Below are 716 nucleotides of genomic sequence, written 5' to 3' on the forward strand. Positions count from 1 at the left end.
TGTTGCCACGTTCTCAGCCAGCGACGCGGATGGCGATAAGATCACGTACAACCTGGTTGGTTCCGATGGGCCCTTCGCCATCGATGGCAACACCCTCGTGCTCACCGGCGCGCTCGACTTCGAGAGCAAGCCGCAGCACTCCATCACGGTCAAAGCCACGGATGGCTTCGGGGAGGGCGTCACCAGCACCTTCACATTGAGCGTCCTCGATGCCGTCGAGACGACCCCGCAGACCCTGCGCGGCACCCCCGGCGTGGACCGCCTGACCGGCGAGGCCGGCAATGACCTGATCTATGGTCTGGCCGGCAACGACACGCTTTATGCGGAAGCCGGCAACGACAAGCTCTACGGTGGAGCCGGCAAGGACAACCTCAGCGGCGGGGTGGGCCAGGACATCTTCGTGTTCGACACCAAGCTGTCGAAGTCCGCGAAGATCAACAAGGCCAATCAGGATAAGATCGTCGACTTCAAGGTGGTGGACGACACGCTGCACCTGGCCAAATCGGTGTTCAAGACGCTGGACAAGAAGGGCGTGCTCAAGGCCTCTGAGTTCTACCAGGGCACGAAGGCGCACGACGCCTCCGACAACCTGATCTACAACAAGAAGTCAGGCGCCCTGTACTATGATGCCGACGGCACCGGCTCATCCGCTCAGATCCAGATCGCCACCCTCTCCAAAAACCTCAAGATGACCCACAAGGACTTCTTCGTCATCT

1 protein-coding gene is annotated in these 716 nt (G+C 60.6%); it reads left to right on the forward strand.

Features of this window, described 5'->3' with window-relative positions; genetic code table 11:
- The coding region (locus VB618_RS19745) for a cadherin domain-containing protein (protein ID WP_329798460.1) at positions 1-716 on the forward strand (716 nt) is incomplete at both ends.

Origin of the sequence: Microvirga sp. CF3062, assembly GCF_036314045.1 — a bacterium.
Lineage (GTDB): Bacteria > Pseudomonadota > Alphaproteobacteria > Rhizobiales > Beijerinckiaceae > Microvirga.